Genomic DNA, 25,110 nt, shown 5'->3' on the forward strand with positions numbered 1-25,110 from the left:
GCCGCCCCTTGACCAAAACCTAAGACCCAAACCATACATGAAGGCGGGTCACTTCTCGGCGAAAATCCCGGGTCAGCTCTCAGCGGAAATCAACAGACTATGGATCTGAGTCGTGAGCGCATTCGCCTGCCCTTCGATTTCCCGGTACTGCGGAAGCACTTGAAAGTTCGAAAGAGCCGAGCGCTCACGCTCGAGCTGGGTAGCCAGCCGCAAACGCTCCGCTTCGAGCTCGCCCAGCGATCCGAGTTCGCCATCGACGGCACCGGTTTTGATTGCCTGCTTGAGCGCGACTAACGCGTTCTTCTGATCCTTGAGCTGCTGCCAAGTCGCGGCCTTTTCCCAATCCAAGCCGAGAAGGAAGGCGTTGTGAACTTGAATGTCCCAGGTCTTCTGGTTGTCGAAATGCTTGAAAGGTGTGTTGTATGCGGCCGCTTGGTTGCGCACGAAATAGGAAAGCAGCGATCGCACGGATGGTTTGTAGCCGGTTTCAGAAGCCGGTTCGCTGAGACCAAACAACGCCCAACCGAGCACTGACCTCCATTTCTTTGTGTCGAGGCCGATGATGCCTTCCTTGTTGGCGGCAGGCTGGACGGGCCAGCCAATGGTCGGGCCTTCGATGGCAAAGAAACCGGGCTCATCGGTGGACCGGGTGACCGCGACATCGTTGCCACCGACGGCCAACTCAAGCGTAAAAGCCCATCCCTCTAAGGCTTCTATGCGAAGGCCCTTTCCAGCAGGCGCATTGCTACCCAAGCAGTAGTCGATGATTTCTATGAGGGTGGATTTGCCCAGGGCGTTGGTCGTGTCTTTATCACCCGCTTTGGTAGAGCGATCCGCAAGCAAAAGGTTCACGCCCGCTGTGAACGTTGTGTTGTGGAAGCCTCTCCGGCTTGCGCATACAGCTCGAATCATGTGTCGCGCCGGGTGATGAGCCCGTCTCTGATGTCGACAGCGCCGATGAGGAAGAGGAGATTGGTCGCGAGGACGAATCGTTCGAACGTGCCAACATTGCGCTCCGAACGAAGACGCTCCCAAAGACCGGAGACGGTCATTGGTCCGCTGAGGTGGGCAAGCACGGTTGCGCCGACACCGATCAGCGCTTCATTTTGCGGGATGTGTTTAGTCGGTAGGATCATTTTTCGAACACATCGCAAATTTCGAAGAGATAGATCAACACGGCGATCCCGGCGGTCCTATCAGCCTGACGCCGCATACCTCGTTGTGCGAAATCGCACATCAGTTCGAATAACTCATCCCCTTTATGACCCTGTTTCCGCAGACCATAATATTGCTCAAGAAAACCTGCCTTGAGGCGCTCGGGAAAATCAGAGTCCAGCTGTGCTTCCGCTTCGACATAAGCCGCGACCGTTGCACGCGAGGTCAGCCCAGCCGCGATGATGTGCCGAGCGCCATTTGAAAGCTCGTTCTTCTTGATCTTCTCGTCCGGAGCCGTGAGATCAAACGATCCGTTTCCGGCGGGCGTTTGGTTAGAAACCCAAGACACAGCTGTCTGAAGCTCGGGGAAGGCAACGTCTGCGAAAGCCTCTTCCATTGCCTGGCGCACCTGCTTCTCGTGTGACTCCTTGAGGGCCTGAAGCTCCGAGACAGGCCAGTCAGCCTCAACCTTGTCGATAATGGTGTGATGATCGGTGCACAGGTAGATGAGGTTGCGCACATTATCGCGCTGTTCGTCCGTCATCGACGCGTCGTAGCGTGCCGCTCCGGGTTTCTCACCGCAGATGTGCGCGGCTTCGCCGATATGGGCGTCATCTCCCACTTTCGCGTCGTACGTAAGGTGCTTGCCGCATTTCGGGAACGCGCAAATGCCTCCACTCCGAAAGGCCAGGATGATTTTTGTCGGATAACTAGCGCCCACGGCCACCACCGATCTGCTTGAGGCTTTGGAAGCGGGGTGTCAGCTTCGCAGTCATAATCTGGAAGTTTGCAAGCTGGTGATTGCTCAGCCTCGGGCACTCCAGCAGTTTGACAGTCACTTTGAGCCCCCGCCGCGTTATTGCCTTTCGATTGAACCGCGCGCTTTGGCACTGTCCGCCGATTCGATTGCCTTCAGTCGCTCGTATTCCTCGACGGCGATCACCACAACGACGGCCCGCCCATGTTTTTCGACCGTCACGGGCTCGGCGCGGGCCGTGTCGATCAGCCGACCGAAGTTGTATTTCGCGTCTCTGGCCGATAGCGTTTGCATGTCCCGCCTGAAGCAGCTTGTTTGTCTTATTTGTGGCCAAAATGGCCGAAACTTCAAGCGTTTTCTCAAGGCCGCGAGCACGCCCGAGCCTGATCCCGCATGACGCTATAGTCGGCGAGCATTTCGGCGATAGCCGACCCCTCTGGCAACAGATCGAGCTCGTCGGCTGCGCGTGCCTGGAACTCGCGGCTATACTCGACAACCGGTGGGCAGACGGTGGCCATGCGAGGTTCAGAAGTGGCCGTTGCGCAGGCGGTCAGCGAGATCGTCGCGATCGCGAGGACGCCGAGCTGCCGCATCGAGCATCTGGCGTTGGACGTCATTGACCTTCTCCGAGGTTTCGAGGCGTTCGGCGAGCCGGCCAGCACGCTCTCCGGAGCGCCGGAGTGAGAGCAGGAACAGTAACACCGCGAGTGCGATGGCGCCGTAGCGCAGCGCCGCCCGCACCCATGGGGCGGAGGCAATCCCGTCAACGCTCGTGAGCGCCACGGCGATGCCCCCCGGCGCAGGGTGTCGAGATTAGGGTACGAGCGGCAGGATGGCGGATCGGGTCTCGGCTAAGGCGAACCCCTGGTCGGATCGGGGGGGCTTCGACATCTCCCACCGCCGCTCACCCCACCTTCACGCCCCAGAAGGACGTATGGTCGGCGGCGAAATATCCATCTGCCGCCCGAAAGGTGCCCTGCAGCTCGACAGTGTCGCCTTGGGCGAGTGACGCCATGGTCTGCAGCCAGAGCGCCGTCGCCTCGGAGGTGTGCGCCCCGGATATCTCGCCGAACGATCCTCGGATCTCGGTCGAGCCGTTCAGCACGAGTCGTCCGCGCATCCGCGCCGTGGTGCTGGAATTGACCTTGTAGAGCAGCGTGGCGCCGAAGAGGTAGGTGCCGGCAACCGGTGCGACGAAGCGATTGTTGCCGGCATCGAATGCGCCCTGATCGTTATAGTCGGTGTTGTTGATGCCGATCTTCGTCCAGGTGTCGACAGCGACATAATTGTCGTAGTTCGTATACGCCTTGAAGCGCGGCAGCCGAGGCTGATCGACGATCCCGCTCGTGTTGTCGACAATGAAACCGTCGAAGAAGGCGCTGCCGTCAGCGGACACAGCGAGCCGGAACAGGTCCGACCCGAAGAGGCCGACGAGCGCTTTGGTGACATAGCCAGTCTGGAAGACATAGCCGAGGTCGCCGCCGGCAGCTTCCTTGTTCATCGTATAGAAGAGATCTCCGGTCCCACCCTCGCCAGCGGTCTTCGCAGTCCAGAGCGCGGCATTGAGCTTGGCCGAGAACGGATTGGCCGCATCGGCGGTCGTTCCGATACCGAGCAGCGCCATGTTCTGCAACTCGCCGGGCGTCGTGCCGACCCAGACGGAGCCGTCGTAGACCAGCAGCAACCCTTCGTCCTCCACCCACGCCCGCCAGCCGGTTCGCGGCGGAAGGCGAAGCCAGGCACCGTCGGTCCAGAGCGCGACGTTCAGATCCCAGCCCGCCCACGCCGCGGTGGCGCCAGAGCCGACGATGTAGCGGTCGCCGTCGGTGGGGCTGCCGGGCGGCGCCGTCAGATCCCGATCGAGGACGGAGAGCTGGACGAGTCCGTCGAGCAGCCGCAGCGCCTCGTTGTGGGTGACATGCTTCTGTGCCTGCGCCGCCAGGATGTAGGGCAGAAGCAGATGGGTGGTGGCATCGGACATGGGCGTTCTCAGAATGTCAGTGTGACGGTCTTGGGCATGCCCCGCCCGATCAGGGCGGAGAGCTGGAAGATGCGGACGGTCAGCGTGTCGCCAGACCCGAGCGGCGCGCCCCAGTCTGCGGACTGCTGGGCGGCGGTGTAGACCACGCTGGTGCTGGCGGCGGCCAAGGTTCGCTTGACGGCCGGGCCGTCGAGGATCTCGACCTCATAGGCTTCGACCTCCTCGGCGAGCGGCACCTCGCCGGCGCCCCAGTTGTCGGCCGAGAGGGATCGCGAACGGCGCGTCCAGTGGATCGTGAGATCGCCCGGCGTCTGGGGCTTTCGCCATGGCTGTTCGACATGAGCGACCGAGAACGGCCGGAGCCCCACGCCCTCGGGCGTGAAGCTCGTGGCAACATAGGTCTCATCGCTGACCGGTCGGCTTGCCGGGCCGATGCGCCAGTTCCACGGGATGCCGAGATCGGCCTCGGCGATCGGCAGCGAGGCAAGGCTGTCGTCGAGCAGCACCACCCGCGCGCTGGCCGGAGCTGGGTTGCCCATGGCGCCTTCCGTGCCGCGCTGGCCGCGCAAAAGCCGGGTCAGGCGGTAGCGGCCCGGCGCGATCAGCTCGGCCGCACCCGCCTGCACGATTTCCCAGATGCCTGGTGCGCTCTCGACGGCGAGTGCATTGGCGCCGCCGAACAGCGCCAGATCGGTGACGCTCTCCAGCGTGCCCGAAAGCAGGTCTACCACCAGCACGTTGCCGAGATCGAAGCGTGAGGTCGGTCCCGGCCAGAAATCCGAAACCAGGACGCCGATCCGTGCCCGACCGCCGAAGGTGGTCAGCAGCTCGAAGCCATCGGACGAGCCGCTGCGGAACACCGCCATCTCGCCGGGCCATGGAACGGCATGGGCTGCGACGAAGGGACGATGCGCAGGCTGATCCTCACTCAGTTGCGGCAGGTCCATCAATATCGCGTCGGGCGCTCCGAACACGACCGGGCGCGTCAGCGAGGCGGCACGCGGATCGCCCGGCGGCAGATCGTAGGTCGCGCGGTCCTGGCGGATCGCCTCCACTCTGCGCGCCTCGGCATCTGCGACGGAGACGAGACGGAACTCGACCTCCCGCCCGTCATGTGCGAGCCGGATCACGTCGGCGGGATCGAGAGCCAGCCGCGAGGGTGGAAGGCGGAAGGCTGCGCTTTCGCGCCCGGTCCAGGCCTCGAGTAGCGCACGACGGCAGCGGCGTTCCGCCTCTTCGGGCGGCACCGCCATCGGAAAGCTCTCCGATGTGATCCGCGTCGTGTCTACCGTGATGCGCCGCGCCTCAACGAGCGCGGCGTCGTAATCCTCGTCGGCGCGGGCGATCTGCCACTTCAGCGCCTGCGGCAGCTCGGTTTCCTGGCTGCGGGTCAGCTCCAGCACGTCACCCTCGCGGGTAGCTACGAGGTGATCGGGGTCGATGGAAGAGACCGACGCCCGGCCACGCATCACGAAACGAATGATCCCTTCGGTCTCCACGGCGTCGAAACCAAAATGCCGCGACAGCGTGGTGATGGAGGCGCGTGGGCTTTCCAGTGCGCCGATGACATATCCCTCGACCGCGCCCCAGAGCCCGGAGACATCAATCCGATCCTCGGGCATGCCTGCCCGCAGGCAGAGGTGCCGCACGAGGGCGGCCAGCGAGACCGCGCCAAGGCGTCCGGTCAGCCAGTGGCCGAGCCGCCAGTTCGGACCGTCGGTCCAGACGCCGGTCAGTTCCGGGAAGAACGGATAGGGCCGTGCATCCCAGGTCCAGGCGGCGCATTCCGGGACATGAACCATCCGGTCGCCATAGACTGAGGACACCGGATTGTTCGCAGCCTCGCCCCACCAGAGATAGCTCGCCTCGAGATAGGCGCGCTGGATCGCATCGTCGCGCCAGCCCCGTGAGAAATGTGGCGTGAAGCTCTCGGAGGACTTCGGATCGAAGAAGACGTTGGGCTGGTTGGTGCCACGATCGATGGCGGGGCAGCCGAGTTCGGTGAACCGGATCGGCTTCGACTGCGGGACCCATGCCGTCGGCGTCGCGCTCTCCACCCCGCCCGGGCGGTTGTAATGCTGGTTCGACCACCAGGCGCGCAGATCCTTGTAGCGGAAGACCCACGGCTTTCCCGCTGCACCATCGGTGATCGGCGTTCGCACCTGAGCCGACCGATCGGCGGCGCTGGCGTAGAACCAGTCGAAGCCTTCGCCACCCGCGATGTTCGCCTGCAGATACGCCCGATCGTAGATCGCGGGCCAGCCATCGGCGGCGTCGAGATGGTCGAACCCGTCCCGCCAGTCCGACAGCGGCATGTAGTTGTCGATCCCGACGAAATCGATCTCCGGATCGGCCCAGAGCGGATCGAGGTGGAAGAACACGTCGCCGCTGCCATCGCTCGGCTGGTGCCCGAAATATTCCGACCAGTCGGCAGCGTAGCCGATCTTCGTGCCAGTGCCCAGAATGGACCGGACATCAGCTGCCAGATCCCGATAGGCCTGCACGGCCGGATAGGTGGATACGCCCGAGCGGATGGTGGTGAGCCCCGGCATTTCCGAGCCGATCAGGAAGGCGTCCACACCGCCTGCGGCGGCGCAGAGATGGGCATAGTGCAGCACCATCCGCCGCAGGCCCCAATCGCCCGATGGGCCGGTCCAGACGACCGATTGGCCCGAGACGCTGAAATTCGCTGGCGTCGCCGTACCGAAAAGCGCCGAAACCTGTGCCGCGCCGGCGGCGGTCTTGTCGACCGATCCCACATAACCCGCTGCGGGGGAACAGGTGATCCGCCCCCGCCAGGGGAATGCGGGCTGGCCGGTCTCGGCAGCATTGTCGGAATACGGGTTCGGCAGCGCGTTGCCGGGCGGCACGTCCATGAGAATGAACGGATAGAAGGTGACGCGCAGCCCGCGCGCCTTCATCTCCCGGATGGCCTGCACGACGGCGAAGTCGGACGGCGTGCCGCCATAGACCGGGCGATCCTGATCGTCGCGGCTGACGAGGAAGGCATTGGCGCGGCTGACGCCGTTGACCGACCAAGACAGAGGCGTGGTCGACTTGGCGGACACCTCGACGCCGGGCCGCACCTTGCAGGATCCCGCGCGCAGATCGTCGCCGAACCAGGCGACGACGAGGCTCACGCTCTCGACCGCCGGGACCATGGCCTGCAGCCGGTCGAGCGCCACCACGATGTCGGTGGCATCCGGCAGCGCGTTCAGGTTTTCGGGTTGTGTCGCACCGCCTGCGGATTTGCGGATGGCCTGCGTGGCATAGGTGAACTCACCCGAGGCCGGGATCATGGTGACGGCGCGGGTCAGTCCTTCGGCCGTGTCGGGATCGGCGAGCGGCCGGAACACCTCGAAGGAAAGCTGCGGCAGGCGGTTGCCGTAGCTGGAGAGCGGCAGTTCCTCGAAGACGACATAGGCCGTGCCGCGATAGGCGGGCGTGCTCAAAGCTCCCATCTTCGTGGCCATGAAGGGATCGGCGGTCTGCATCTCGTCGCCCGGATACCAGCGCCAGGTGACGCCCGAGAGGTCCATCGGTTTGCCGTCGGTCCAGATGCGGCCGATACCGGTGATCGGCCCCTCACAGAGTGCGACCGCGAAGCTCGCATAGTAGAGATATTCCGTGGTCCTGACCTTGCCGCCTCCGCCACCCTTGCCGCCGCCCTGCGTGGTGGTCTTGGTTTCCTCGCGGAAATCGGTCGCCCAGATGATGTTGCCGCCCATGCGCATGCGCCCATAGAGCCGCGGGATGACGGCGCCCTCCGTCGAGGAGGTGATGCGCAGCGTGTCGAGACGCGCGCCCTCGATACGCTGGGTGGGCGCGAGCGACGAAATGATCCAGCTGTCGACGACCGAACCGATGCTGGAGCCGATGAAGCCGCCGATGGTCGCGGCGCTGACACCGAGGATCGCACCGCCGATGGAACCGCCGATGGCGGCGCCGGCGACGCCGAGCACGAGAGTGGCCACTGTCAGGACTTCCTTTTGCGCCGCGCCTGCTTGCGTACGGAGGCGGACGGACGGGGAAACAGGAAAGCGAAGGCGATGCGCCGCCGCCAGACGGAGGAGAGCGGCTCCTCGATGACGCCGAGCCGCTCATAGGCGTGGATGAAGCTGCCGGGGTCGGAGATGATCCCGACATGCTTGGCGAAGGCGCGGGGCTTCATGCGGAAGAGGACCAGCGCGCCGGCTTCGGCCGCCGCGGGGTCCACTTCGATCATCATGCGCCGTACGCCTTCGGCCAGCACCTCGCGCGGGCCGATCTCGCCCCAGTCCCGACTGTAGGGCGGGATCGGGGACGGCTCGGGGCCGACCACCTCGCGCCAGACGCCACGGGCGAGGCCGAGGCAGTCGCAGCCCACGCCGCGCAGGCTGGCCTGGTCGTGATAGGGCGTGCCGAGCCAGGACCGCGCCGCCGCGATCACCCGCTCCGGATCGGCGGCTCTCACAGCACGCTCCCGTCGTGCCCGCCGTCCTTCGTCGCGTAACGGAGAACGGCATCCTGGCCGGGGATATGCGGGAAGCCCCGGAAACTGGCGACATTGGCGAACTTCGTGCCACAGGTCTCAATGCGCTTGTCGCAGCCCGCGCGGACGATAAGACCATCTCCCCCGGCGATGGGCCTCACTGGCGCTTCGAGCAGCGTCAGCACGGCGATGCCGTCGGTCAGGTCATGCGCGACGATCTCTGCACGCCGCCCGGCATTGGCGCCGCTGGTCCATTCGACCGTACCGAAGGTGAACCAGCCGGCGGCAAAGCCACCGAGGCCGGACGCCGTGAACGTCCGGTCACGCAGGAGGTCGATGACGGCGCCCGTTCCCCTGAAGGCCGATGCGTCCAGATCGACGCCGCAACGTCCGTCACCGAGCGCCGCGTCGCAAGTGGCCTGAAACGTCCGTCCGACCGTTTGTCCGAGGACATGTGCGAGCGAACGAACTTCTGCCACGAAGGCAAGCCGTCCCCGCCGGATCTGGCCGATCGCCCCGCGGCGCATCAGCACACGCTGCGCCGGATCGCTCCAGTTCACCCGCCAGACCTCGACCTCGGCATTGTCCCAGCGACCGTCGAGGATGTCGGTCTCGGTGATCCGGTCGGAGGTCAGCACGCCCTCGGCGTCCTGCGCATCGACGGAGAGATCGGATCCCGAGCGGACCTCCGATGCCGTCAGCCCGCTCTCCGGCTCGAAATCGGTGTTGTCGAAGCTGAGCGTCCGGTCGTGGTCGGTGAAGCCAAAGGTTGCGCCATCCGCGCGCACGATCCGCCACACCCAAGCGAGCGTCGTCGTGCCTTCGTCGAGATGGGCCTGAAACGCGGGCGAGAGAGACTTCACTTCCGCCCCCAGCCGCGCAGGAGCGCCACGGATGCCAGAAGCGAAGACACCACGCCACCAGTCGCACCGGTCAGGGCATAGAGATTGAAGGGCCGGATATCGAGGGTGCCGGTGGCGAGGTCGAAATCCGCCAGCCCGGCCATGGCGAGGCCGGAAGCGGCAAGGCAGGCCAGATAGACGAGGCCGCGTGCGAGATTCCAGTTCATGGACGTCCTCCGATGAGAGTGGTGAGGAATGCAGTGAGACGAGACAGCAGCGTGGGCGCAGCGGGCACGGCCGGGACCGGCATGGGGTCAGCGGCCGTCGGAACCGGCGTCGCCTCCGGGCGCAGCAGCGCCAGCGCCTCGGCCTCGGTCAGCCGCCGCACGGTTCGCGAGAAATCGACTCGGCCATTGCGGTCGACCGCCCAGACCGGGATGGTCCCGGTGGGGTAACGGCCATGGCGGAAGAGGTCGCGCTCGGCCTCGCGCCGGGGGCGGATCGCGACGGGTTTGAGCCAGCCCATGAAGGCGTCGCTTGCCGCCGCGCGGTTGCCCGCGTTCAGGTGTCTCGTCAGCGCAGCTCTCGCGATGCCGCCGGTGTTGTAGTGGAAACTGACCAGCGCATCGAATTCGTGCGGCTCGAGCGGCACGATCACGGCCCGTCGCACCGCCGCCTCGTAGGCAGCCAGATCGGCCCGGAATACCTTGAACGCCTCGCGGACGCCGGCCTCGAGATCGGCGGGCATGCCACGGGGCATCCTGGACGGATCGGGCGGTCCGGCTGCGGCCGTGTGGCCGATGCCGAAGGTCCAGACCTGTTTCACATCGAGATAGGGTCCGGGCACGAGTCCTTCGTGCCGGACGAGGGCCAGAAGGCCCCGGTCGGTCATGCGCATGGGATCACCCCAGAAGCGAGAGGGTCAGAATGAGAACTGCGACGGCGAGGCCGATGCGCAGGCGGTGGGCGAAAGCCTGACGCGGGGCGGTGGGGTCGCAGCGAATGAAGCGCGCGAGGCGGAGAAGCTCATGCATCGCCGTCGCCTTTCTTCGCCCCACGTAGCCGGGCGAGGACGAGTTCGATGAAGGCGGGGCCGAAGACGCCAACGAGATAGGCCGCCGAACCTGCTGCGCCCCCGGCCGGGATCGCCTCGGGCGGCAGGCCCAGCCAGCTGGTGACGAGCGCCATGGAAAGGCTGCCCATTCCAGCCGCGATCAACCCGCCTAGCAGGATGTGCCGCAGCGCATCGCGCAGGCGCATCCTCGTGGTCAGTGCGTTGGTCGCCCCGCCGAGCGCACCCCAGGCGGCCAGGATCACCGCCGTCGATGTTGCGAGTTCCTTCAGCACCGCGGCGAGAAACCGGGTCTCGTCGTTCATCTGCGGATCTCCAGGAGCGGAATAGAGGTGATCGAGCCGAGGCGTTCGAGGTCGAGGGTGACGTCGAGCGCATCGGTGTCGAAGCGGACGGGCACGTCGAACGCGAAGCCCGCCGTGACGGCGACGCCTGCACCGGGTGCGGAGCCGAAGGTGACGAGGCCGGTCGTGGTATCGACCGACCAGCCCGACATCTGTTCGATGCCCGCCAGCGCGACACGCACGCTGCCCGTGACCGGCTTGGCGATGCTGCGTGTCCAGGACTGCGCGCCGGAGGTGTAGCACTTAACCAGCTGGAACTGCGTCCTCGACCCGTCGCCGGTGCCGATCTGCTGGTCGGTTGCGCTCGGCACCTGCGATGGCAGGCAGGACTTGAAGTCGGCCCAGTCCTTGAAGCGGAAGCCGTGAAGGCGGCCGTTTCGCGCCTCGAAGAAGGCGACCACTGCCGCGAGATCGTCGGCACGACGGATGCCATAGGCCACGTCATAGCGGCGGCGCGAGTTCGCCCAGCTGGCGTTGCGTTCCTCATCGCCCGAGGCCAGCTCCACGATCTGGGTGCGCCGTTCCGGTCCGCCGCGCGCACCACGGCTGATGTCGTCCGGGAACCGGACCTCGTGGAAAGCCATTACATCCCCCTCCGCCCCAGCGAAACGGCCCGGGCGATGTCCGCCGCGATCTGCGTGCGGGACTGCCGGAAGCTCTCGGCATCGCGGGCATTGATCGTGACGTTGACGGTCTGCGCGGCGGTGGCGCCGTAACCTGCTGCCTCTCGCCGCGAGAGTACCCGCTCGCCACGTTGCAGGATCGCAGGCACTTCGTCGGGCCTGAGCCCCGCCCAGCCCCCGGAATGCATGCGCGGGGCATTGACGAAGGCGTGCGCGGGCACGATGCGGCCCGGTCCCGCAGAACCGACCATGCCGCCGGCGTGCAGGATGTTGGCGAAGATCCCGCCGCCGAGATTGCCCAAAACACCGGAAAGCACGCCTGCCAGCGGGCCGAGGATGAAACGCCGGGCTGCTAGCTTTGCCAGATCGGCGATCAGCGAGGTGACCAGGTCGCCGAACTTCAGCTTGCCGGTCTTCACGAACTCGCCGATCGCGTTCTCGGCGCTGCGGAACGCTCCGACCAGGGCGTTGCCGATGTCGCCGCCGATCTCTCGCGCCTTCGTGGCATAGTCGGCCAGGGTCTGGCTCACTGCCGCCCATCCGGTCGCGGCAGCCTCGGCCCCAGCCTTCGTCTGCTCGCCGGCACTGCGCCCGGCGGCTCCGGCACGACCGGCAGCGGTCGTGGCATCGTTCAGAGCCGCCGTCACCCGGTCCGCCGATGTGGCGGCCTCGTCCAGCGGGTTCTCGGCGTCCCCGCCGCTCAGTGCATCGCGCAGCGCCTGCATAGCCGCGCCCACACCATCGAAGGCTCCGGCCCTGGTCTCGGCCGCGCGCCGGCGGTAGCGGTCGGCCATCGCGCCGGCATTGCTGGCGGCGTGATCGAGCATCGAGGCATAAGACTGCGCCCCGAACCAGTCGATCCGCGCGTCGGCACCGATCGTCTCGGCGACCGCATTGAATGTCGGTCCGATGGTGCCAAGGAAATCTGCCCATTTGTTCGACAGGAAGGCCATCAGCCGCAGCCAGATCGCCTCGATATCGGCGCGCAGGGCGCGGAAGTCGTCCACGAAAGAGCCGAGCGTGGCCTTGATCCCGTCCCAGACGGCAAGCGCCACATTGCCCATCAGCTCGAGCGCCGAACCGAAGCCGCCCGCGCCCTTCACGAGCTGGCCGAACCAGTAGATCAGCTCGCCCGCTCCGACGATCAGCGCGCCGATCCCGGTCCGGATGATAGCGCCACGCAGCAGCATGAGCGCGCCCGACAGGCTGAAAGTCGCGACACGGGCGGCGACGAACGCCGCGACCCAACGCCCGGCCATGAAGCCGGCGAAGGCGATACCGATGGCGGCAAGCCTCTCGAGGTTGTCGGCCAGCAGGATCAGCCCCTCGGCCACCGTCGAGGAAGCGCCGGCCATCTGGTCCCAGGTCCCGACCAGCTGCAGCGCGCCATTGCCGACCAGCGTGAAGGCATCGCCGATGGTGGCCGGCATGCTGTCGGCTTCCTCGCGCAGCAGTTCGAGATTGCCGACCAGCGCCGTGCGGATGACATCGCCGGTGATGGCACCCTGCTGACCGAGGGCGCGCAGGCCCGAGACGGTGGTGCCGAGCTCGGACGCCAGCAGCTCCGCAAGCCGTCCGCCGCTCTGGATCACGGTATTGAGGTTGTCTCCGCTGAGCGTGCCGAGGGCCATGGCCTTCGACAGCGCGTTCTGCACCGAAGCGGCGCGCTCGGCCCGCGCGCCCGAGACGACCATGGCGTTGTTCAGCGCCTCGGTGAAATCCAGCGATTCCGCCGTCGTCAGCCCCAGTTCGCGGAGGGCCGTGGCATTGGCGAGCCAGGACTCCGTGGTCTGCCCGAGGCTCGAATAGGTCCGGCGCGCCATCGAGGCGAGCCGATCCATGACGGCCGCGCCCGCTTCCTGCGAGCCGGTAGCGAGATCGACCCGCGAGCGCAGGTCGGTCCACTGGTCGGCATAGGCGACGAGCTGGCGGGTGCTGATCGCCGCGCCGAGGACGCCCATGACCCGGCGCACCACCGCGCCGGTGATGTCGGCCTGCCGCTCGATCCGCCTGAAACTGTTCTCGCCCGCGTCGCCGATCCCCTGGAACTCGGCCTTCACCTGCCGGCCGCCTTCGGCGACGAGGCGGACGGAGACTCGTTTCTGGGCCATGGGTCATCGTTCCCGAAAGGGCTGCAGTGTTCGCCTTGCGCTGAGGCATAGAACGAGGGAGACTCGGCCCATGTCCGAGACCGCCGTCCTGTTCCCGAAGTTCCAGATCACGATCCCCGCAACGGTCCGGGCGGACCGGGGGTGTAAGGCCGGTCAGGTCTTCGCTCTCATCCCGAAGGGGACCGGCATTCTGCTGGTGCCGGTGCCGTAGCGAGACGAGCTTGCGGGCATTGCCAAGGCCGCGTCGGCGGGCGGTTACCGGGACCGGGCGGATCGGATCTGATCTTCCGGTCCTGGCCGATCACGGGCCGCCATCTGCTCGTTGAGCTTGCGCACCATCACCGCCTCGATCTCGGGCAGGCATTCGGCGGCGATCAGCGGATCGACCCCGAGCGCGCTTACCATGGCCAGCGCCGCCGTCATGTCCCAGCCGATGACGGCACCACCGCCCATGCCGGTAGCGATGCGGAGCTGCCCGGTCAGGCGCTGCGTCAGATCCCAGACCTGCCAACCCTCGGGCGTCAGGGGTCGGTTTAGCCGCGCCGGGCAGTCCGGGCACGGGCCTTGGCAGGCCGCGCAGTAGCTTTCGCCCCCACCGAAGTGCCATTCGGCAAGGGCGCGAAGGCGTTTTTTTCCGCATCCAGCATCAGGTGCGGTGCGAGGCAGCGGGTCTGGAAGGCCTCGAACACCGGCCAGATGTCCAGAAGCGCGTCGATCCCTTCCGGTGTGACGGGAACGGGATTGCCATCGGCATCACCGACACCTTGCCAGCCGGTGACCACGCGGCGGGCAACCGCCTTGGCCATGACAAGCGCCTGTTCTTCCTTGCTCGCCCCTTCGGGCAGCGCCTCGACAACCGGGTCGTTGCGTGCGGCGACCATGATCGCGGTGGTGACGGGCAGGACATGCAGGCGCAGGCCAGCTCCGAGATCGAGCCATTTCGGCGCGCTGGAAAGGTCGAGACGGATCATGGTCAGTAGCTTTCGATGTCGTTGACGAGAACGGCGGTACACATCCGCCCCAACACTGCGTCGCGCGCGGCCTGCCAGTCGAAGCTGGCTTGCACGCCCTGCGGGCCGGAAATCTCGATCCGCGGGCGCGGCAGATAGACGGCGTGGACGGTGAAGGTGAAGCTCTGGCCCGAGGTCAGGCCGTAGGCGAATTCCAGTTCGCAGGGCGTGCCGCTGATCGCCTGACTGACGAGCGTGCTGTCTGCGAAGCGCACCTCGGTGCGTCCGGTGAGCGCGGCGATCGAGGGATCTGCGCCGTCGATCATGCCGTCGGCGCGGATGGTCTCGATCCGGTCGAGATTGTTGGTATAGGTGATCTCGGTCGAGATCACGTTGCCGAGTGCTGTGCCATTGCGTTTGATCGAGCCGTTGAAATGCCCGAAACGGATCAGGTCGAGCTCCGTCGGTGTTCCCGCGCCACTGGTCGTGGCCACCGTCTCGCCCTGCGCCACCAGCCGCGCGGTGGCGGTGAGCAGGCCCGAACGCTGCATCTGCCAGCTGAGCTGGTCCAGCACCACGCCGGAATACATGGCGTAGCGCGGCACCTCGGGCATGGCGGTTTCGATCGCCATGCTGGGCAGCGTCCAGCTGCCGGACTGGAACGTATGGGTATATGGACCGGGCGAGCTTCCGGTGGTGGTCGGCGCGCCGAAGGCCGCCTTCAGCCAGAAGCCGAACGCCTCGGCGTCGATCGGCACCACCACATCGCCATCGGCGGTTACCGCGTCCTTGATGGGCGCGAGAGGATCGCGGCCGTAGCCCAGAAGCTCCGAGTTCAGGAGCGGCTGTTCCGCCCCGAGCGTGGCGCTGGCAAAGGGCATCCTCGTATAGCCGCTGCCGGGCGGCGTGCCATAGGTCGTCTCGAACGCGAGCGCCATCCGCGCCCGCGCCCCTTGGGCGCGTGCCATGTCGGTCTCCTTGTCGAAGGGGTTCAGCCGAGCGGGTCGGCCGTGGAATAATGCAGCACCACCGGAATGACGGCCGCCTTCAGGCTGGCCGCGCCGTCCACCGGCAGATCGACGGGCTGCGGGGCCTCTGCCTCGACCCAGTCGCAGAGACCGCCGAGCGTGCGGTCCGCGGCGAGCGCCGCGCCGATGCTGGCGCAGAGCGTGTCGAAACCCGTGTCCCGGCTCGCGCCCTGCACCACGGCTTCGATCTCTGCACGGTGCTGGTAGTGATAGCGCAGGGGTGACAGCGTCACCTCGGGCTCGCCAGGTTCGCCGTCGCGCAGGATCAGCAGCCCGGCTGCCGGCACACGTTCGGGCAGCACCTCGCCGCGGAGGGCGGTGGCGGGCAACGCCGAAAGCCGCGCGTGCAGCGCGGCGAGGACGGTTTCGCGGGTGGTGGGCATGGCGATCCCGGTTTCCGGGACCGGCCCGGCTTTAGCGATCCCTGTCGGGTTTCGGATCCGTGAGAGCGGCCAGCCGTCGCGGCAGGTCCGAGCGAGCATGCAGGAAATCGACGATGATCACCTGCTCGGCGTCCTCGACGAAGATGACGAAATGCTGGCCGCAGCGCGCGAAGCGCAGATCCTCGGGCAGATCCGGATCGATGATCCGACGGCAGTCCTGCGACATGGCCGTACCGGCCGCGATCTCCGTGCAGCGGACGATCAGGTCATCCTCATAGGCCGCCGCCTGTCGAGGGCCGAAGGTCTCAAGGGTCCAGTTCGCGATGTCGACAAGTGAGGTTTCAGCCTGTCGCGTCAGGCGCCAAGGCTTCGGCATCAGGACGATTGGCGCGCCGAAGCAAAGGCACGTCGGATAGCCTCCTCGCCGCTCCCCTCGGCCAGATCGCCGCGCCGGGCCTGTTCCAGCCCGGTCGTCAGCCGGTCGCGCAACGCGCCAAGCTCGGCTTCCTCGCGTTCGAGCAGCCGCAGGCCGGCCCGCATGGCTTCCGAGGCATTCTGATAGCGCCCGGAGGCGACCAGGCGGTCGACCAGAGCGGATTGGGTTTCGGTCAGAACGACGTTTCGGGTGGCCATCCACGGTCTCCATCAAGGATGTTGGCAATATATGCCAATAGTCCCTGAATGTCGACCTCCTGCTGTCAGGAGCCGGGCTCCACCCAGTTTGCCACGATCAGCCCCGGCACCGCATCACGCACCCGCTCCGCATCCCGCTCGAGGTCCAGCCGCTTCGGCAGTCTCACCTGCGGGACCAGCAGGAAGATCGGAACGGTGGTCAGCCCCCGGCCGGTCTTCGACCGTGATGCCACGGCACGGCCCTTCTTGTTCAGTCGCCCCTCGGCGACCAGCAGGCTCGGACCCATCCGGCGATAGACGAAGCGCAGGCGCAGGCCGGTGCGACGTTCCCATTCACCGGGAGTGATCCGCCCGCCGCGCAGGGACTTGCCCGCCGCAGGCGTCGGGATCGCCAGCCAGAACCCGTTCTTCGAGCGGATCAGCGGGCCGGTGTCGTGCGCGCCGACGATCACCGGCGCCTTCGACCAGACCAGTGCCGCCGCATTGAGGCTGGTCCTGCCTTTCGGGAACTGCTCCGACCGGATGGTGCGGGCAAGCCGTGCTCCGAGACCCGCGCCGGTGATCTGCGCGCGCCAGGCGGTCTTGAGGCCGGTCCCGGCGTCGCGCATCGCCGTGGTGACGGCCTTCTCCCCGGCCTTCACCTCTGCTTCCATCAGGCGGACGATATCGCCGACGATGTTGACGCCGAACCTCATGCGGGCCTCAGGTCCACTGTCCAGACGAGCCGCTCGCGGTCGCGGACGGGTTCACCCTGAATGAGGAAGGTATCGCCACCAATCTCGATGCGATCGCCAGGCCGGGGCTCGGCTACTTCCGTCACGCGCAGGTCGACCCGCGTCGTTTCCGACCAGAGCCGCGCATCACCGAAGTCGGTAATCGTATCGGCCCGTCGGGCGACGATGCGCACCGGAACGGGCACGCCGCCGTCAACGATGTAGACAGCATCCCGACCGATGTTCGGATCGGCGAAGAGCGCACTGAGCGCGGCGACGAAAGCACTCATCAGAAGCTCGCGTTCAGGCGCACCCTGCCGATGGTGTCGCTCGCGCCGCTCGCCACGGCCTCGACGGCCACACCGATGAGCGTGTTATCGGTCGAAACGGTCGTGGTGCGCTTGTTGGTATCGTCCCAATAGACCTTTGCGCCGACGGTCCAGGCCTGGCTGCCGACCTTCGTCAGGTCGAAGACGCCGACGAGCACGGTCTCGACGGGCTCGCCACTGGCGGCAGTTCCTGCGGCCACGCCGAAGATCGAGCCGACGAGCAGGCCCTCGCCGGAGACGACGGCATAGGGGGCGGTCAGGGTGATGGTGTTGCCGGGCTGGACGTAATTTTTCATGGAGAGGGTCCTCGTGGAAAGACGAAGGGCGGCCCGTCAGGACCGCCCGGATGTCAGGGGTCGGGATGGGATGCGCGTTACGCGCCCGGGTTCTTGTAGAGGCCACGCCAGTCGATGGCCTTGGCGCCGAAGTCGAGGCGGCACTTGATCTCGACACCGTCGACATCGAAGCCGTTGCGCGTCTCGATGTAGGCGCCCTGCTGACCCTCGAGATAGGCGTATTCGATGGTGTCGATCTGGTTCGGGCTCGCCGCCAGATACCAGGCGGTTTCGCTGGCGGCATCGAGCCGGGGCTCGCTGATCGGTGCCAGCGTGCGGATCGACTGCGGCACGACGTTCCCGCTCTGGGCGGGCACGAGGTTCTGGGCGACCAGTTGCTCGGCCTTCAGTTCCAGCGCTGCGGGCACGATCAGGAAGGCGGGGCGGATGTTCAGCACCGTCTTCTTGTCGAGGCCAGTCTGCTTGGCCATCGCCGCGCGAGCTGCACCGACGCTGCCGACATCGAGCGCAGCACCAGTGCCCGCGAGGTTCTTGTGGTTGGCGTGGAACAGCGCCGTGCCATCGGCCATCGCCGGGTTCGCGGTGATGATCCCCCAGACGACATCGCTTTCCAGCTGGGCGATGGAGTTGCCGTACATCGCCGGGATGCGCGTGAAAGCGTCGAGATCGTCGTTGATCAGCGTCTGGCGGGTGATCGCGACCACCCGGCCATAGGTCTTGACCTTGTAGCTCTCCTTGCTCTCGCCCAGCGTCCCGCGCTTGAACTCGCCGCTCTCGCCGACTTCCAGCAGTTGCGGCGCTTCACCGAGCTGCACTCGGTGCATCGCCTTGAAGTCGGTCGCCAGCACCTGACGGCAGAACAGCGTGAAGGTGCGGGGATAGGCCTCGTAGGCCTGGCGCAGGGTCTTGTTGGTGACGGCCGACAGGATCTCGGGGAAGTCCGAGGTCGAATGCAGCGCCCGCGTCGCGACCTCGTCGCGCGAGAGGCCCCGGGTGTTGACCCCGGCATTGCCGAGGCTTTCGCGGGCGAGCTCCAGCAGGGTCATGCCGCGGTACTGGCGCGCGGCGTCCTCCAGCTGGAACAGCGTCGGGCTGTAGCGGTGCAGCAGCGCGTTCGCCACCGCGTCGCGGCGGGTGATGCGCTCGTCCCGGCCGCCGAGCGGGACGGAGACATGGGGGAAAGTGCGGGTCTCGTCGGACTTCGCGGCGACCTGATCGAGGATCAGGCGGCGGGACTCGTCGACGCTGACGCCGCGCTTGACCAGATCCTCGGCGAAACCGCGCTCGAGGTTCAGCCGCCCGGCCAGATCGTAGATGGTAGAGACGCGGTCGCGCTCCGCCTCGCGGGCGCGGGTCGCGACAGCCTCGGTGTCGGGCGCTTCCGGTTTCGCTGATGCGGACCCTTGGGTCTGGGATTTGGGCTGGTTGCGCGTGTCGGCGGCGTGCGCCTGCGTCTCGGCCGCGCCGGTCCTTTCGTCGGTCATGGTGGTCTCCTCGGTCGCTGCCGTCTCGTTGGTCTGGTCGGCCGGAGCGGCCGGGGTCTTGTCGGTCATCGGGGATGCTCCTTGCTCTGTGAGGGCGTCCCGGCGATGGAGGACGCAATCGTGTTGTTCGCCCTTGGCGCGGAAGCCCGCGGCGGGATCGGCGCCGACCGGCACGGCCGAGATCTCGAACGGGGTCCAGTCGACCGCCCGCCAAAGCTCGCGCTGGCCATCGGGCTTGGAGATGTCGAAGCGGTGGACCTGGTAGCCGATCGAGACGGCCCGGATGTGCCCGGCCTGGATGTCGCGCCAGATCGGCTCGACATCGGCGCGCTCGCTGATCCGGACCAGCGCAATGCCGCGGCCATTCTCGATCCGGGCGGAACCCGGCACGACCGAGCCGATCACCGCGTCGAGCGTGTCGAGCTCGTGCACCTTCAGGAACGGCGCGCCCGCGTTCAGCCGTTCTAGCCGCACATGGGCAGGGTCGAGGCTCAGCTCCTCGTCATAGGGATCGCCGAAGAACCTCGCCCGCCGGACGCGCGCGCCCGCCGACCAGATCACCTCGACCGTGCGTGCGTCGTTGTCGACAGTGTTCGGCGCAAGCTCCGCCGACCGGCGAAGCGCCGGCAGTTCGATCATCGTGTCCATGAAGTCAGTCCTGTTGGGCGGAGTCCGGCTGCCCCGGGTCGGGTTCCGGATTGGTTGCCGGGTCGCTCGCCTGCGCGCTGCCGGTCTTGGTGACGCGGCGGGGATCGCTATCGAGCACCAGCCCGAGCGCGTCGAGCTTGGCGTTGGTCGCGGCGATCTCGGCCAGCACGGCGTCGGGATTGCGGCCCTGCTGTGCGATCACCTCGGCCAGAGTCATGGTGCCCGAGCGGATCGCCAGCAGGTTCGCCATCGCATCCTTCTGCGGATCGACTGCCTCGAATTTCGGCGGCGACCATTCGACCGCGACGTCCGGCGTCGGAATCTGTCCCGCGGCCCATGCGGCTTCGGTGAACCAGCGCCAGACGGGGGCGCAGAGCATCGGGATGAAGAGCTGCCACTGCACCGCGTCGATCATCCTGCGGAACTCGACCAGCCCCGCCCGGATCGAGGAATAGTTCACCTGGGACAGATCCCCGGTCAGCAGCTCGTAGGGTACCCGGAACCCGGCCGAGATCGTGTGCAGGCTCGCGCGCTTGTATTCGCCATAGCCGCCGGTCGCCGCGGGCTGGTTGAAGCGAATGTCCTTGCCGCCACGGGCATAGGCGATCAGCCCCGGCTCGAACTGCTCGACCCGGTTGCCATCGGCATCGACCACGGTGGGCGCGATGCCCTGCTGCGCCTCGTCATCCCCGAAGACGATGGCGGTGACGCAGGCCTCGGTCTTCTTGCGCACGATCTCGGCCACCTCGTAATCGTCGAGATCACGCAGCGCCCGGATGACCGGCGCGCCCCATGGAACGCCGCGCGCCTGCGTGCGCTGCTTCTCGTAGACATGGGCGATATCGGTCGCCGGGACCGGGCGCGATCCGAGCCCACCGTTCAGCGCACCCCACGCGTTGCCCGGGTGCTCGGCATGGAGCCAGTAGGCCCGTCGCTTGCCGACCGGGTCGAACTCGATCCCCTGCACCAGCCGCCCGGCGCCGAGGGCGCCGGATTTCGTGGCATCGAGGAAATCCGCCTCGAGCACCTGAAGCTGCAAGGGCACCGGCAGGCCGTCCGAGGATCGCCGCAGGCGACGACGCACCAGCACCTCGCCCGCTTCGATCATCTCCCGGCAGATCAGCGTCTGCAGTCCGTAGAAATCGAGCTGGCCATCCGCATCGCAGGCCTCGGCCCATCGCTCGAAGAGATCGTCGACGCGGCGGTCCAGCGCCTCGTCGCCACTGGCGGCGCGCGGCATGATGCCCGCGCCGACGATATTGTTCACCAGCACCGCAACGGCCTTGGCCGCATGCGGGTTGTTGCGCACGAGATCGCGCATCCGGTCGCGCAGCAGCGCCCCGGCCATGCCGATCTCGGTATCGGCCGAGGATGCGGGCGCGCGCCAGCCATCAGTGCGACGCCCGCGCGCAGCGCCGTCATAGCCCCGCGCGAGCGTTTCGAAGGCCTGCCGCGCCAGCACCCGACGAGCAGCAGTTCGTGGGGCGACCGACGCGATGGCGCGGTCGAACCAGTTCACGGCCATCACCTGTCCCCGCGCGAGAAGCCTGCGAGACCGGCCACCGGCAGCGGCCGGCCGACACCCGCGATGGCGCGCTCGATGATCCGGATGCGGGCGAGCAGATCCTCGGCCGAGCCGTAGTCGACGGACTTGCCGTCATAGCTGACCCGGGTGGTGCCGCTGGCATAGGCCCGGCGCAGTGCCGAGAGCTCGGTTTCCGTCCAGTCGGTCATTGCCTGTTTCCCTGTCGGGCCATCGGCCCTCCACGCCTCTTGTTCAAAACCATCCTCCGCGCCGCCCAAGCCAGTCGGAGCGGCGCTTGCCCTGCGGGGCCTGTCCCGGCCGGTTGATCTGCCCGGCGGGATCGGTGTCACCGAAAGGAGCGGCCCCGAGTTGATCTTCGAGGTCGCGCCATTTCGCCTCAGACCACCGATCCGCGCCCGCGATCCAGGCGGCGGCGCGGGCGTAGACCCGGCAATCCAGCGCCTCGTTGCGTTCGCGCAGCTTCTGCCATTCGAGCTTCGCGAAGCCGCGCTTGGTGCGGACGGTCACCAGCTGTTCGGCCACGAGCTGCTTCAGCCATTCGTTCTCGACCCAATGCGGCAGGTGGATCGTGCCGGGCGGAAAGGCCGCACCCTCGGCCCGTTCCTCGGTCGTCGGTCTCTCCAGCCGCAGGAAGCGGTAGGTCTCGGCCTTGAAGGTCGAGACGGCCACCGTCCAGAGCCGGGCGCCGCGACGCAGGCGCTTCCCGCCCTCGGTTGCATCCACGAATGTGGGGCCGGAGACCGGGCTGGAGCGATTGAAGCCTTCGAGCCCCTTGACTGGCGCGACCTGTGCAAAGCCGACTTTGCGCGACCAGGCATAGACGGCCGGGGCTTCGTAGCCCGTGTCGATGGCGAGCCGCGCGATCCGAAGGTGCGCTCCGTTTTCATGCGGCCACGACCGGTCGAGGAGTGCCGTCAACTGGTCCCAAGCATCATGCCGATCCGGCCCGCCCTCGATCACGACGTGATCGACGAGCCAGCTCTCAAGCCCTCGGCCCCAGGCCCAGACATCGACCTCGATGCGGTCCTTCTGGACATCCGCGCCCGCCGTCAGGAACAGCCCGCCCGCTGGCACCGTGCCTGGCTGCCACTCCTCGCGGCGATCGTATAGCCGCTGCCAGTCCGGCGCCTCTCCGGTTTCGATCCATGTCTCGCCGAGGATCGTGTTGCGGAACGCCTTGATCGCCTCGTCGGAGCCTTGCGCCGCCTCCCAGCTGCGCGCAATCCGTGACCAGCTGAGCCAGCCGACAGGTGAATAGAGCGCCGAGAGGTGGTAGCCAACCGTGGTGGGATCAGCGGCGACAGCGGTCGCCCGCCATTCGCCGCGCTCCAGCATCGCCGTCTTGTGGTGCTCCGCGATGGGTTGATCGCAGCTCTCGCAGAGATACTCCGCCGTCTCCGGCTTGCCCTTCTGCCAGCGCAGCCGATCGAACTTCATCCACTGCATCGCCCGGCAATGCGGGCACGGGACGAAGTAGCGCCGCTGGTCGGACGCCTCGAACTCGCGCTCGATGCGGCTGAGCCCCCGGATCGTCGGCGTCGAGATCAGGAACACCTTGCGCCGGTGGGCGAAGGTCAGCGACCGTGCCTCAGCCAAGGTCACCGGGTCGCCTTCCTCGTCGGCTGAGGCCGGATAGGCGTCGACCTCGTCGAGGAAGATGTAGCGCGCCGGGGTCGAGCGCAGCCCGACCGCCGAGTTCGCGCCCGTCATGATCAGGATGCCGCCCGCGAATTCCTTGGACAGCATCGTGTTCCCGGCATCGCGGGATCGGGCCGGTTTGACCCGCTCCCGGAGCTCGGGACTTTCGTCGATCAGCGGGTCGATCCGCTGGCGCGAGTTGCGCTTGGCCAGTTCGACCGTGGGCTGGACCGCCAGCATCGGGCCCGGGGCCTGATGGATGGCGAAGCCGATCCAGTTGTTGCCGGCTTCCGTCGCGCCGACCTGCGCAGCCTTCATGAACACGACCCGTTGCGCCGCGTCGCCGGGTGACAGCCGGTCCACGATCTCCCGCATGTAGGGCGTTCGCATTGTGCGGTAGCGCCCCGGTTCGGCCGAAGCGCGGGACGCCAACATCCGGTGCCGGTCCGCCCATTCCGAGACGGTGAGGTCGGGATCCGGTCGGATCCCGTTGCCCCAGGCGCGCAGGATCTCAGCCGCGCCTTCGAAATCCCTCAGGCCATCTTCATCACCGGAATTCGGGCCGGACCTCGGCGAGTTCGTCGAGGTGGGCGCGTACATGTTTCTCCAAGGTCTTCTGCATGGCGGCCGCCTCCACGCCGAGTTCGGCCGCCATCAGCGCCGCCGCGCGAGCCGGCCAGTTCACCCAGGCATCGCGCTCCTCGCGTGCCAGCCGGAACACGACCGCAACCGCCCGGGCGCGGTCGACGAGTTCTCCCTTGAGCTTCTGAAGCCGGATGCGCCGCTCCTGGGCCTTCAGCACCTCATTCGCGGTCTTGGCCTGCAGGAAGGTCGTGCCGCTGCCGACGGGCGGCGCGGCAAGCCCTTGTTCCCGCAGAGTGTCGCCAACGGCGGACACGGCTGCGTCGGGTACCGGCTTGAGCTTGGGCGCCGTGGTGCGCCGGGACTTCGACGGGTCCGTCATCGCCGCCCGGCGTGCATCGCTCGCCTCTGCGTCGATGCTGCCGTCTTCATGGAGGACCAGCCGTCCCGCCGCCTTCGCCTTCTGGATCGCGCCCCGCGAGAGACCGACGCGCGCGGCGTACTGGCGCTCGCTCAGCCCCTGCATGGCGTTCTCCGATTATTGTTCAGATTCAGGCGTTTATCGAGTTGATAAGCGGTTCGGACAGAGCGAACGTGGCTTTCAAGACCACGCTGCAACTCGCCACGAGGAGCCACAGAGATGACCCGACGCGCCACCGACAACTCGAAGGCACTCGACGCCTTCATCGCCGCCAAGCTGGAGATCGACAGCATGCTGGAACGCCTCAAGGCGCTCAGCGACGACCACTTCGAAACCAATCCCGATGAGATCAACTGGGGCCATGTCGGCTCCCTGAGCCACTACCGCGACAAGCTGCGCGAGATCACCGACATGGCGTTCCGCGAGGGCGAGCACGCCGGGTGAAATCCTGCACCTGCCCGAACTCCGACCGCGCCGTGCCGCGCGGCTTGAGGTCGTAGAGGGGCCGCGACCGTCGCGGTCCCGACCATGGAGACGACCCCGATGACCCAGCTTTCCGATACGCAAGCCGTGATCCTCAGCGCCGCCGCGCAGCGCGACGACCGCAACGTCCTGCCGCTCCCCGGTTCCCTGCGCGGAGGCGCCGCCGCCAAGGTGGTGGAAACGATGATCGCCAAAGGCTTCATCGAAGAAGTCGATGCCGACGTCCGCAAGGGCGAGCTTGTCTGGCGCGAGACCGGGGACGGTCACGGCACCACGCTGGTGGCGACCGACGCAGGCCTCGCCGCCATCGGCATCGAGCCCAAGGATGCGAACACCGCGCCTGAGGGTGCGCCGGACACACCCAGTCAGCAAAGGGCTGCGCCCACGACGCGAACACCGCGCGAAGGCACTAAGCAGGCCGCGCTGATCGCGATGCTCCGTGCGCCGGGAGGTGCGACCATTGCAGAGATTGTCGCGGCCACCGGCTGGCAGCCGCATACAGTGCGCGGCGCGATGGCGGGCGCTCTCAAGAAAAAGCTCGGTCTCGAAGTGGCCTCCGAGAAGATTGATGGCCGCGGGCGGGTGTACAGCCTCCCGCCGGCTTGAAGGCGATACATTCT

General features: G+C 67.0%; 32 protein-coding genes. 3 read left to right on the plus strand and 29 right to left on the minus strand.

Annotated features, from left to right (window positions below; translation table 11 throughout):
- Nucleotides 1-72: 72 nt before the first annotated feature.
- The 15 genes from DES43_RS18355 to DES43_RS18425 form a co-directional block, all read right to left on the minus strand.
- Nucleotides 73-912, minus strand: coding sequence for a hypothetical protein (locus DES43_RS18355; protein WP_245514600.1), 840 nt, complete (start codon nt 910-912; stop codon nt 73-75).
- The gene (locus DES43_RS18360) at nt 909-1,136 is read right to left on the minus strand and encodes an ABC-three component system middle component 6 (protein WP_082206179.1); all 228 of its coding nucleotides are present in this window, start codon (nt 1,134-1,136) and stop codon (nt 909-911) included. The genes DES43_RS18355 and DES43_RS18360 overlap by 4 nt, the downstream gene beginning before the upstream one ends.
- The gene (locus DES43_RS18365; protein ID WP_245514601.1) at nt 1,133-1,882 is read right to left on the minus strand and encodes an HNH endonuclease; all 750 of its coding nucleotides are present in this window, start codon (nt 1,880-1,882) and stop codon (nt 1,133-1,135) included. The genes DES43_RS18360 and DES43_RS18365 overlap by 4 nt, the downstream gene beginning before the upstream one ends.
- A 129-nt stretch (nt 1,883-2,011) precedes the next feature.
- Nucleotides 2,012-2,206, minus strand: a complete 195-nt coding sequence (locus DES43_RS18370) for a type II toxin-antitoxin system Phd/YefM family antitoxin (RefSeq protein WP_050475404.1) — start codon at nt 2,204-2,206, stop codon at nt 2,012-2,014.
- Nucleotides 2,207-2,437: 231 nt separating this feature from the next.
- On the minus strand, nt 2,438-2,695 hold the full coding sequence (locus DES43_RS18380) for a hypothetical protein (RefSeq protein ID WP_133675910.1): 258 nt from the start codon (nt 2,693-2,695) through the stop codon (nt 2,438-2,440).
- 121 nt (nt 2,696-2,816) lie between these two features.
- Entirely contained in the window at nt 2,817-3,893 is a 1,077-nt protein-coding gene (locus DES43_RS18385; protein WP_133675912.1) for a DUF2793 domain-containing protein, read from the minus strand.
- 8 nt (nt 3,894-3,901) lie between these two features.
- Nucleotides 3,902-7,867 (minus strand): baseplate multidomain protein megatron, encoded by a 3,966-nt coding sequence (locus tag DES43_RS18390; RefSeq protein WP_133675914.1) that lies wholly within the window; start codon nt 7,865-7,867, stop codon nt 3,902-3,904.
- 2 nt (nt 7,868-7,869) lie between these two features.
- Nucleotides 7,870-8,346: an NlpC/P60 family protein gene (locus tag DES43_RS18395; protein WP_133675916.1), complete on the minus strand. Its 477-nt coding sequence runs from the start codon at nt 8,344-8,346 to the stop codon at nt 7,870-7,872.
- A complete protein-coding gene (locus DES43_RS18400; protein WP_133675918.1) occupies nt 8,343-9,227 on the minus strand; it encodes a DUF2163 domain-containing protein in 885 nt (294 codons plus the stop codon). The genes DES43_RS18395 and DES43_RS18400 overlap by 4 nt, the downstream gene beginning before the upstream one ends.
- Nucleotides 9,224-9,433 (minus strand): hypothetical protein, encoded by a 210-nt coding sequence (locus tag DES43_RS18405; RefSeq protein ID WP_055456531.1) that lies wholly within the window; start codon nt 9,431-9,433, stop codon nt 9,224-9,226. The genes DES43_RS18400 and DES43_RS18405 overlap by 4 nt, the downstream gene beginning before the upstream one ends.
- Nucleotides 9,430-10,104, minus strand: a complete 675-nt coding sequence (locus DES43_RS18410; RefSeq protein ID WP_133675920.1) for a lysozyme — start codon at nt 10,102-10,104, stop codon at nt 9,430-9,432. Before DES43_RS18410 ends, DES43_RS18405 begins: the two co-directional genes overlap by 4 nt.
- Nucleotides 10,105-10,108: 4 nt before the next feature.
- On the minus strand, nt 10,109-10,240 hold the full coding sequence (locus DES43_RS23230) for a hypothetical protein (RefSeq protein WP_280960265.1): 132 nt from the start codon (nt 10,238-10,240) through the stop codon (nt 10,109-10,111).
- A complete protein-coding gene (locus tag DES43_RS18415) occupies nt 10,233-10,583 on the minus strand; it encodes a hypothetical protein (protein ID WP_133675922.1) in 351 nt (116 codons plus the stop codon). Before DES43_RS18415 ends, DES43_RS23230 begins: the two co-directional genes overlap by 8 nt.
- The gene (locus DES43_RS18420) at nt 10,580-11,206 is read right to left on the minus strand and encodes a DUF2460 domain-containing protein (RefSeq protein WP_133675924.1); all 627 of its coding nucleotides are present in this window, start codon (nt 11,204-11,206) and stop codon (nt 10,580-10,582) included. Before DES43_RS18420 ends, DES43_RS18415 begins: the two co-directional genes overlap by 4 nt.
- Nucleotides 11,206-13,356 (minus strand): tape measure protein, encoded by a 2,151-nt coding sequence (locus tag DES43_RS18425; protein WP_133675926.1) that lies wholly within the window; start codon nt 13,354-13,356, stop codon nt 11,206-11,208. The genes DES43_RS18420 and DES43_RS18425 overlap by 1 nt, the downstream gene beginning before the upstream one ends.
- 70 nt (nt 13,357-13,426) lie before the next feature.
- Here DES43_RS18425 and DES43_RS18430 point away from each other — a divergent pair, with 70 nt between their 5' ends.
- Nucleotides 13,427-13,567, plus strand: coding sequence for an AbrB/MazE/SpoVT family DNA-binding domain-containing protein (locus DES43_RS18430; protein WP_245514602.1), 141 nt, complete (start codon nt 13,427-13,429; stop codon nt 13,565-13,567).
- A gap of 44 nt (nt 13,568-13,611) precedes the next feature.
- On the opposite strand, the gene DES43_RS18435 is transcribed toward DES43_RS18430, so the two are convergent.
- The 14 genes from DES43_RS18435 to DES43_RS18500 all read right to left on the minus strand — a co-directional run bounded on the left by DES43_RS18435 (nt 13,612) and on the right by DES43_RS18500 (nt 24,112).
- On the minus strand, nt 13,612-13,809 hold the full coding sequence (locus DES43_RS18435) for a DUF7697 family protein (RefSeq protein ID WP_166647780.1): 198 nt from the start codon (nt 13,807-13,809) through the stop codon (nt 13,612-13,614).
- An 80-nt stretch (nt 13,810-13,889) separates the two neighbouring features.
- Nucleotides 13,890-14,327: a hypothetical protein gene (locus DES43_RS18440; protein ID WP_133675930.1), complete on the minus strand. Its 438-nt coding sequence runs from the start codon at nt 14,325-14,327 to the stop codon at nt 13,890-13,892.
- A gap of 2 nt (nt 14,328-14,329) precedes the next feature.
- Nucleotides 14,330-15,274 (minus strand): phage tail tube protein, encoded by a 945-nt coding sequence (locus DES43_RS18445; RefSeq protein WP_133675932.1) that lies wholly within the window; start codon nt 15,272-15,274, stop codon nt 14,330-14,332.
- 23 nt (nt 15,275-15,297) lie between these two features.
- Nucleotides 15,298-15,717, minus strand: a complete 420-nt coding sequence (locus DES43_RS18450) for a hypothetical protein (protein WP_055456523.1) — start codon at nt 15,715-15,717, stop codon at nt 15,298-15,300.
- 31 nt (nt 15,718-15,748) lie between these two features.
- Nucleotides 15,749-16,093 carry a type II toxin-antitoxin system RelE/ParE family toxin gene (locus tag DES43_RS18455; RefSeq protein ID WP_113453635.1) on the minus strand — a complete coding sequence of 115 codons (345 nt, stop codon included), beginning with the start codon at nt 16,091-16,093 and terminating at the stop codon, nt 15,749-15,751.
- Complete coding sequence (locus tag DES43_RS18460; protein WP_113439575.1) at nt 16,093-16,350, minus strand: type II toxin-antitoxin system ParD family antitoxin; 258 nt, start codon at nt 16,348-16,350, stop codon at nt 16,093-16,095. Before DES43_RS18460 ends, DES43_RS18455 begins: the two co-directional genes overlap by 1 nt.
- A 65-nt stretch (nt 16,351-16,415) precedes the next feature.
- A complete protein-coding gene (locus DES43_RS18465; RefSeq protein WP_113439574.1) occupies nt 16,416-17,045 on the minus strand; it encodes a DUF6441 family protein in 630 nt (209 codons plus the stop codon).
- Nucleotides 17,042-17,353 (minus strand): head-tail joining protein, encoded by a 312-nt coding sequence (locus tag DES43_RS18470; RefSeq protein ID WP_055456520.1) that lies wholly within the window; start codon nt 17,351-17,353, stop codon nt 17,042-17,044. Before DES43_RS18470 ends, DES43_RS18465 begins: the two co-directional genes overlap by 4 nt.
- The gene (locus tag DES43_RS18475) at nt 17,353-17,688 is read right to left on the minus strand and encodes a DUF2190 family protein (RefSeq protein ID WP_055456519.1); all 336 of its coding nucleotides are present in this window, start codon (nt 17,686-17,688) and stop codon (nt 17,353-17,355) included. Before DES43_RS18475 ends, DES43_RS18470 begins: the two co-directional genes overlap by 1 nt.
- Before the next feature lie 77 nt (nt 17,689-17,765).
- Nucleotides 17,766-19,820, minus strand: coding sequence for a prohead protease/major capsid protein fusion protein (locus DES43_RS18480; RefSeq protein ID WP_133675934.1), 2,055 nt, complete (start codon nt 19,818-19,820; stop codon nt 17,766-17,768).
- A 4-nt stretch (nt 19,821-19,824) separates the two neighbouring features.
- Nucleotides 19,825-21,345, minus strand: coding sequence for a phage portal protein (locus DES43_RS18485; RefSeq protein WP_133675936.1), 1,521 nt, complete (start codon nt 21,343-21,345; stop codon nt 19,825-19,827).
- The gene (locus DES43_RS18490) at nt 21,345-21,554 is read right to left on the minus strand and encodes a phage head-tail joining protein (protein ID WP_055456516.1); all 210 of its coding nucleotides are present in this window, start codon (nt 21,552-21,554) and stop codon (nt 21,345-21,347) included. Before DES43_RS18490 ends, DES43_RS18485 begins: the two co-directional genes overlap by 1 nt.
- A 43-nt stretch (nt 21,555-21,597) precedes the next feature.
- Nucleotides 21,598-23,604 carry a phage terminase large subunit family protein gene (locus DES43_RS18495; protein ID WP_208110851.1) on the minus strand — a complete coding sequence of 669 codons (2,007 nt, stop codon included), beginning with the start codon at nt 23,602-23,604 and terminating at the stop codon, nt 21,598-21,600.
- Nucleotides 23,552-24,112 (minus strand): hypothetical protein, encoded by a 561-nt coding sequence (locus DES43_RS18500; protein ID WP_113439569.1) that lies wholly within the window; start codon nt 24,110-24,112, stop codon nt 23,552-23,554. Before DES43_RS18500 ends, DES43_RS18495 begins: the two co-directional genes overlap by 53 nt.
- A gap of 114 nt (nt 24,113-24,226) precedes the next feature.
- Here DES43_RS18500 and DES43_RS18505 point away from each other — a divergent pair, with 114 nt between their 5' ends.
- Both DES43_RS18505 and DES43_RS18510 read left to right on the plus strand, forming a co-directional pair.
- Nucleotides 24,227-24,451: a hypothetical protein gene (locus tag DES43_RS18505; protein ID WP_045449885.1), complete on the plus strand. Its 225-nt coding sequence runs from the start codon at nt 24,227-24,229 to the stop codon at nt 24,449-24,451.
- Nucleotides 24,452-24,550: 99 nt separating this feature from the next.
- A complete protein-coding gene (locus DES43_RS18510; protein WP_113439567.1) occupies nt 24,551-25,096 on the plus strand; it encodes a DUF3489 domain-containing protein in 546 nt (181 codons plus the stop codon).
- Nucleotides 25,097-25,110 lie beyond the last annotated feature (14 nt).

Source organism: Aquamicrobium defluvii (assembly GCF_004363725.1).
Lineage (GTDB): Bacteria > Pseudomonadota > Alphaproteobacteria > Rhizobiales > Rhizobiaceae > Mesorhizobium > Mesorhizobium defluvii.

What these genes read in the sequence shown, in the direction of transcription:
- DES43_RS18355 (WP_245514600.1), bottom strand. Translation starts at nt 912, where the DNA reads ATGATTCGAGCTGTATGCGCAAGCCGGAGAGGCTTCCACAACACAACG.
- DES43_RS18360 (WP_082206179.1), bottom strand. Translation starts at nt 1,136, where the DNA reads ATGATCCTACCGACTAAACACATCCCGCAAAATGAAGCGCTGATCGGT.
- DES43_RS18370 (WP_050475404.1), bottom strand. Translation starts at nt 2,206, where the DNA reads ATGCAAACGCTATCGGCCAGAGACGCGAAATACAACTTCGGTCGGCTG.
- DES43_RS18385 (WP_133675912.1), bottom strand. Translation starts at nt 3,893, where the DNA reads ATGTCCGATGCCACCACCCATCTGCTTCTGCCCTACATCCTGGCGGCG.
- DES43_RS18405 (WP_055456531.1), bottom strand. Translation starts at nt 9,433, where the DNA reads ATGAACTGGAATCTCGCACGCGGCCTCGTCTATCTGGCCTGCCTTGCC.
- DES43_RS18410 (WP_133675920.1), bottom strand. Translation starts at nt 10,104, where the DNA reads ATGCGCATGACCGACCGGGGCCTTCTGGCCCTCGTCCGGCACGAAGGA.
- DES43_RS23230 (WP_280960265.1), bottom strand. Translation starts at nt 10,240, where the DNA reads ATGCATGAGCTTCTCCGCCTCGCGCGCTTCATTCGCTGCGACCCCACC.
- DES43_RS18415 (WP_133675922.1), bottom strand. Translation starts at nt 10,583, where the DNA reads ATGAACGACGAGACCCGGTTTCTCGCCGCGGTGCTGAAGGAACTCGCA.
- DES43_RS18420 (WP_133675924.1), bottom strand. Translation starts at nt 11,206, where the DNA reads ATGGCTTTCCACGAGGTCCGGTTCCCGGACGACATCAGCCGTGGTGCG.
- DES43_RS18425 (WP_133675926.1), bottom strand. Translation starts at nt 13,356, where the DNA reads ATGGCCCAGAAACGAGTCTCCGTCCGCCTCGTCGCCGAAGGCGGCCGG.
- DES43_RS18430 (WP_245514602.1), top strand. Translation starts at nt 13,427, where the DNA reads ATGTCCGAGACCGCCGTCCTGTTCCCGAAGTTCCAGATCACGATCCCC.
- DES43_RS18435 (WP_166647780.1), bottom strand. Translation starts at nt 13,809, where the DNA reads ATGGGCGGTGGTGCCGTCATCGGCTGGGACATGACGGCGGCGCTGGCC.
- DES43_RS18440 (WP_133675930.1), bottom strand. Translation starts at nt 14,327, where the DNA reads ATGATCCGTCTCGACCTTTCCAGCGCGCCGAAATGGCTCGATCTCGGA.
- DES43_RS18445 (WP_133675932.1), bottom strand. Translation starts at nt 15,274, where the DNA reads ATGGCACGCGCCCAAGGGGCGCGGGCGCGGATGGCGCTCGCGTTCGAG.
- DES43_RS18450 (WP_055456523.1), bottom strand. Translation starts at nt 15,717, where the DNA reads ATGCCCACCACCCGCGAAACCGTCCTCGCCGCGCTGCACGCGCGGCTT.
- DES43_RS18455 (WP_113453635.1), bottom strand. Translation starts at nt 16,093, where the DNA reads ATGCCGAAGCCTTGGCGCCTGACGCGACAGGCTGAAACCTCACTTGTC.
- DES43_RS18460 (WP_113439575.1), bottom strand. Translation starts at nt 16,350, where the DNA reads ATGGCCACCCGAAACGTCGTTCTGACCGAAACCCAATCCGCTCTGGTC.
- DES43_RS18465 (WP_113439574.1), bottom strand. Translation starts at nt 17,045, where the DNA reads ATGAGGTTCGGCGTCAACATCGTCGGCGATATCGTCCGCCTGATGGAA.
- DES43_RS18470 (WP_055456520.1), bottom strand. Translation starts at nt 17,353, where the DNA reads ATGAGTGCTTTCGTCGCCGCGCTCAGTGCGCTCTTCGCCGATCCGAAC.
- DES43_RS18475 (WP_055456519.1), bottom strand. Translation starts at nt 17,688, where the DNA reads ATGAAAAATTACGTCCAGCCCGGCAACACCATCACCCTGACCGCCCCC.
- DES43_RS18480 (WP_133675934.1), bottom strand. Translation starts at nt 19,820, where the DNA reads ATGGACACGATGATCGAACTGCCGGCGCTTCGCCGGTCGGCGGAGCTT.
- DES43_RS18485 (WP_133675936.1), bottom strand. Translation starts at nt 21,345, where the DNA reads ATGGCCGTGAACTGGTTCGACCGCGCCATCGCGTCGGTCGCCCCACGA.
- DES43_RS18490 (WP_055456516.1), bottom strand. Translation starts at nt 21,554, where the DNA reads ATGACCGACTGGACGGAAACCGAGCTCTCGGCACTGCGCCGGGCCTAT.
- DES43_RS18495 (WP_208110851.1), bottom strand. Translation starts at nt 23,604, where the DNA reads ATGTACGCGCCCACCTCGACGAACTCGCCGAGGTCCGGCCCGAATTCC.
- DES43_RS18500 (WP_113439569.1), bottom strand. Translation starts at nt 24,112, where the DNA reads ATGCAGGGGCTGAGCGAGCGCCAGTACGCCGCGCGCGTCGGTCTCTCG.
- DES43_RS18505 (WP_045449885.1), top strand. Translation starts at nt 24,227, where the DNA reads ATGACCCGACGCGCCACCGACAACTCGAAGGCACTCGACGCCTTCATC.
- DES43_RS18510 (WP_113439567.1), top strand. Translation starts at nt 24,551, where the DNA reads ATGACCCAGCTTTCCGATACGCAAGCCGTGATCCTCAGCGCCGCCGCG.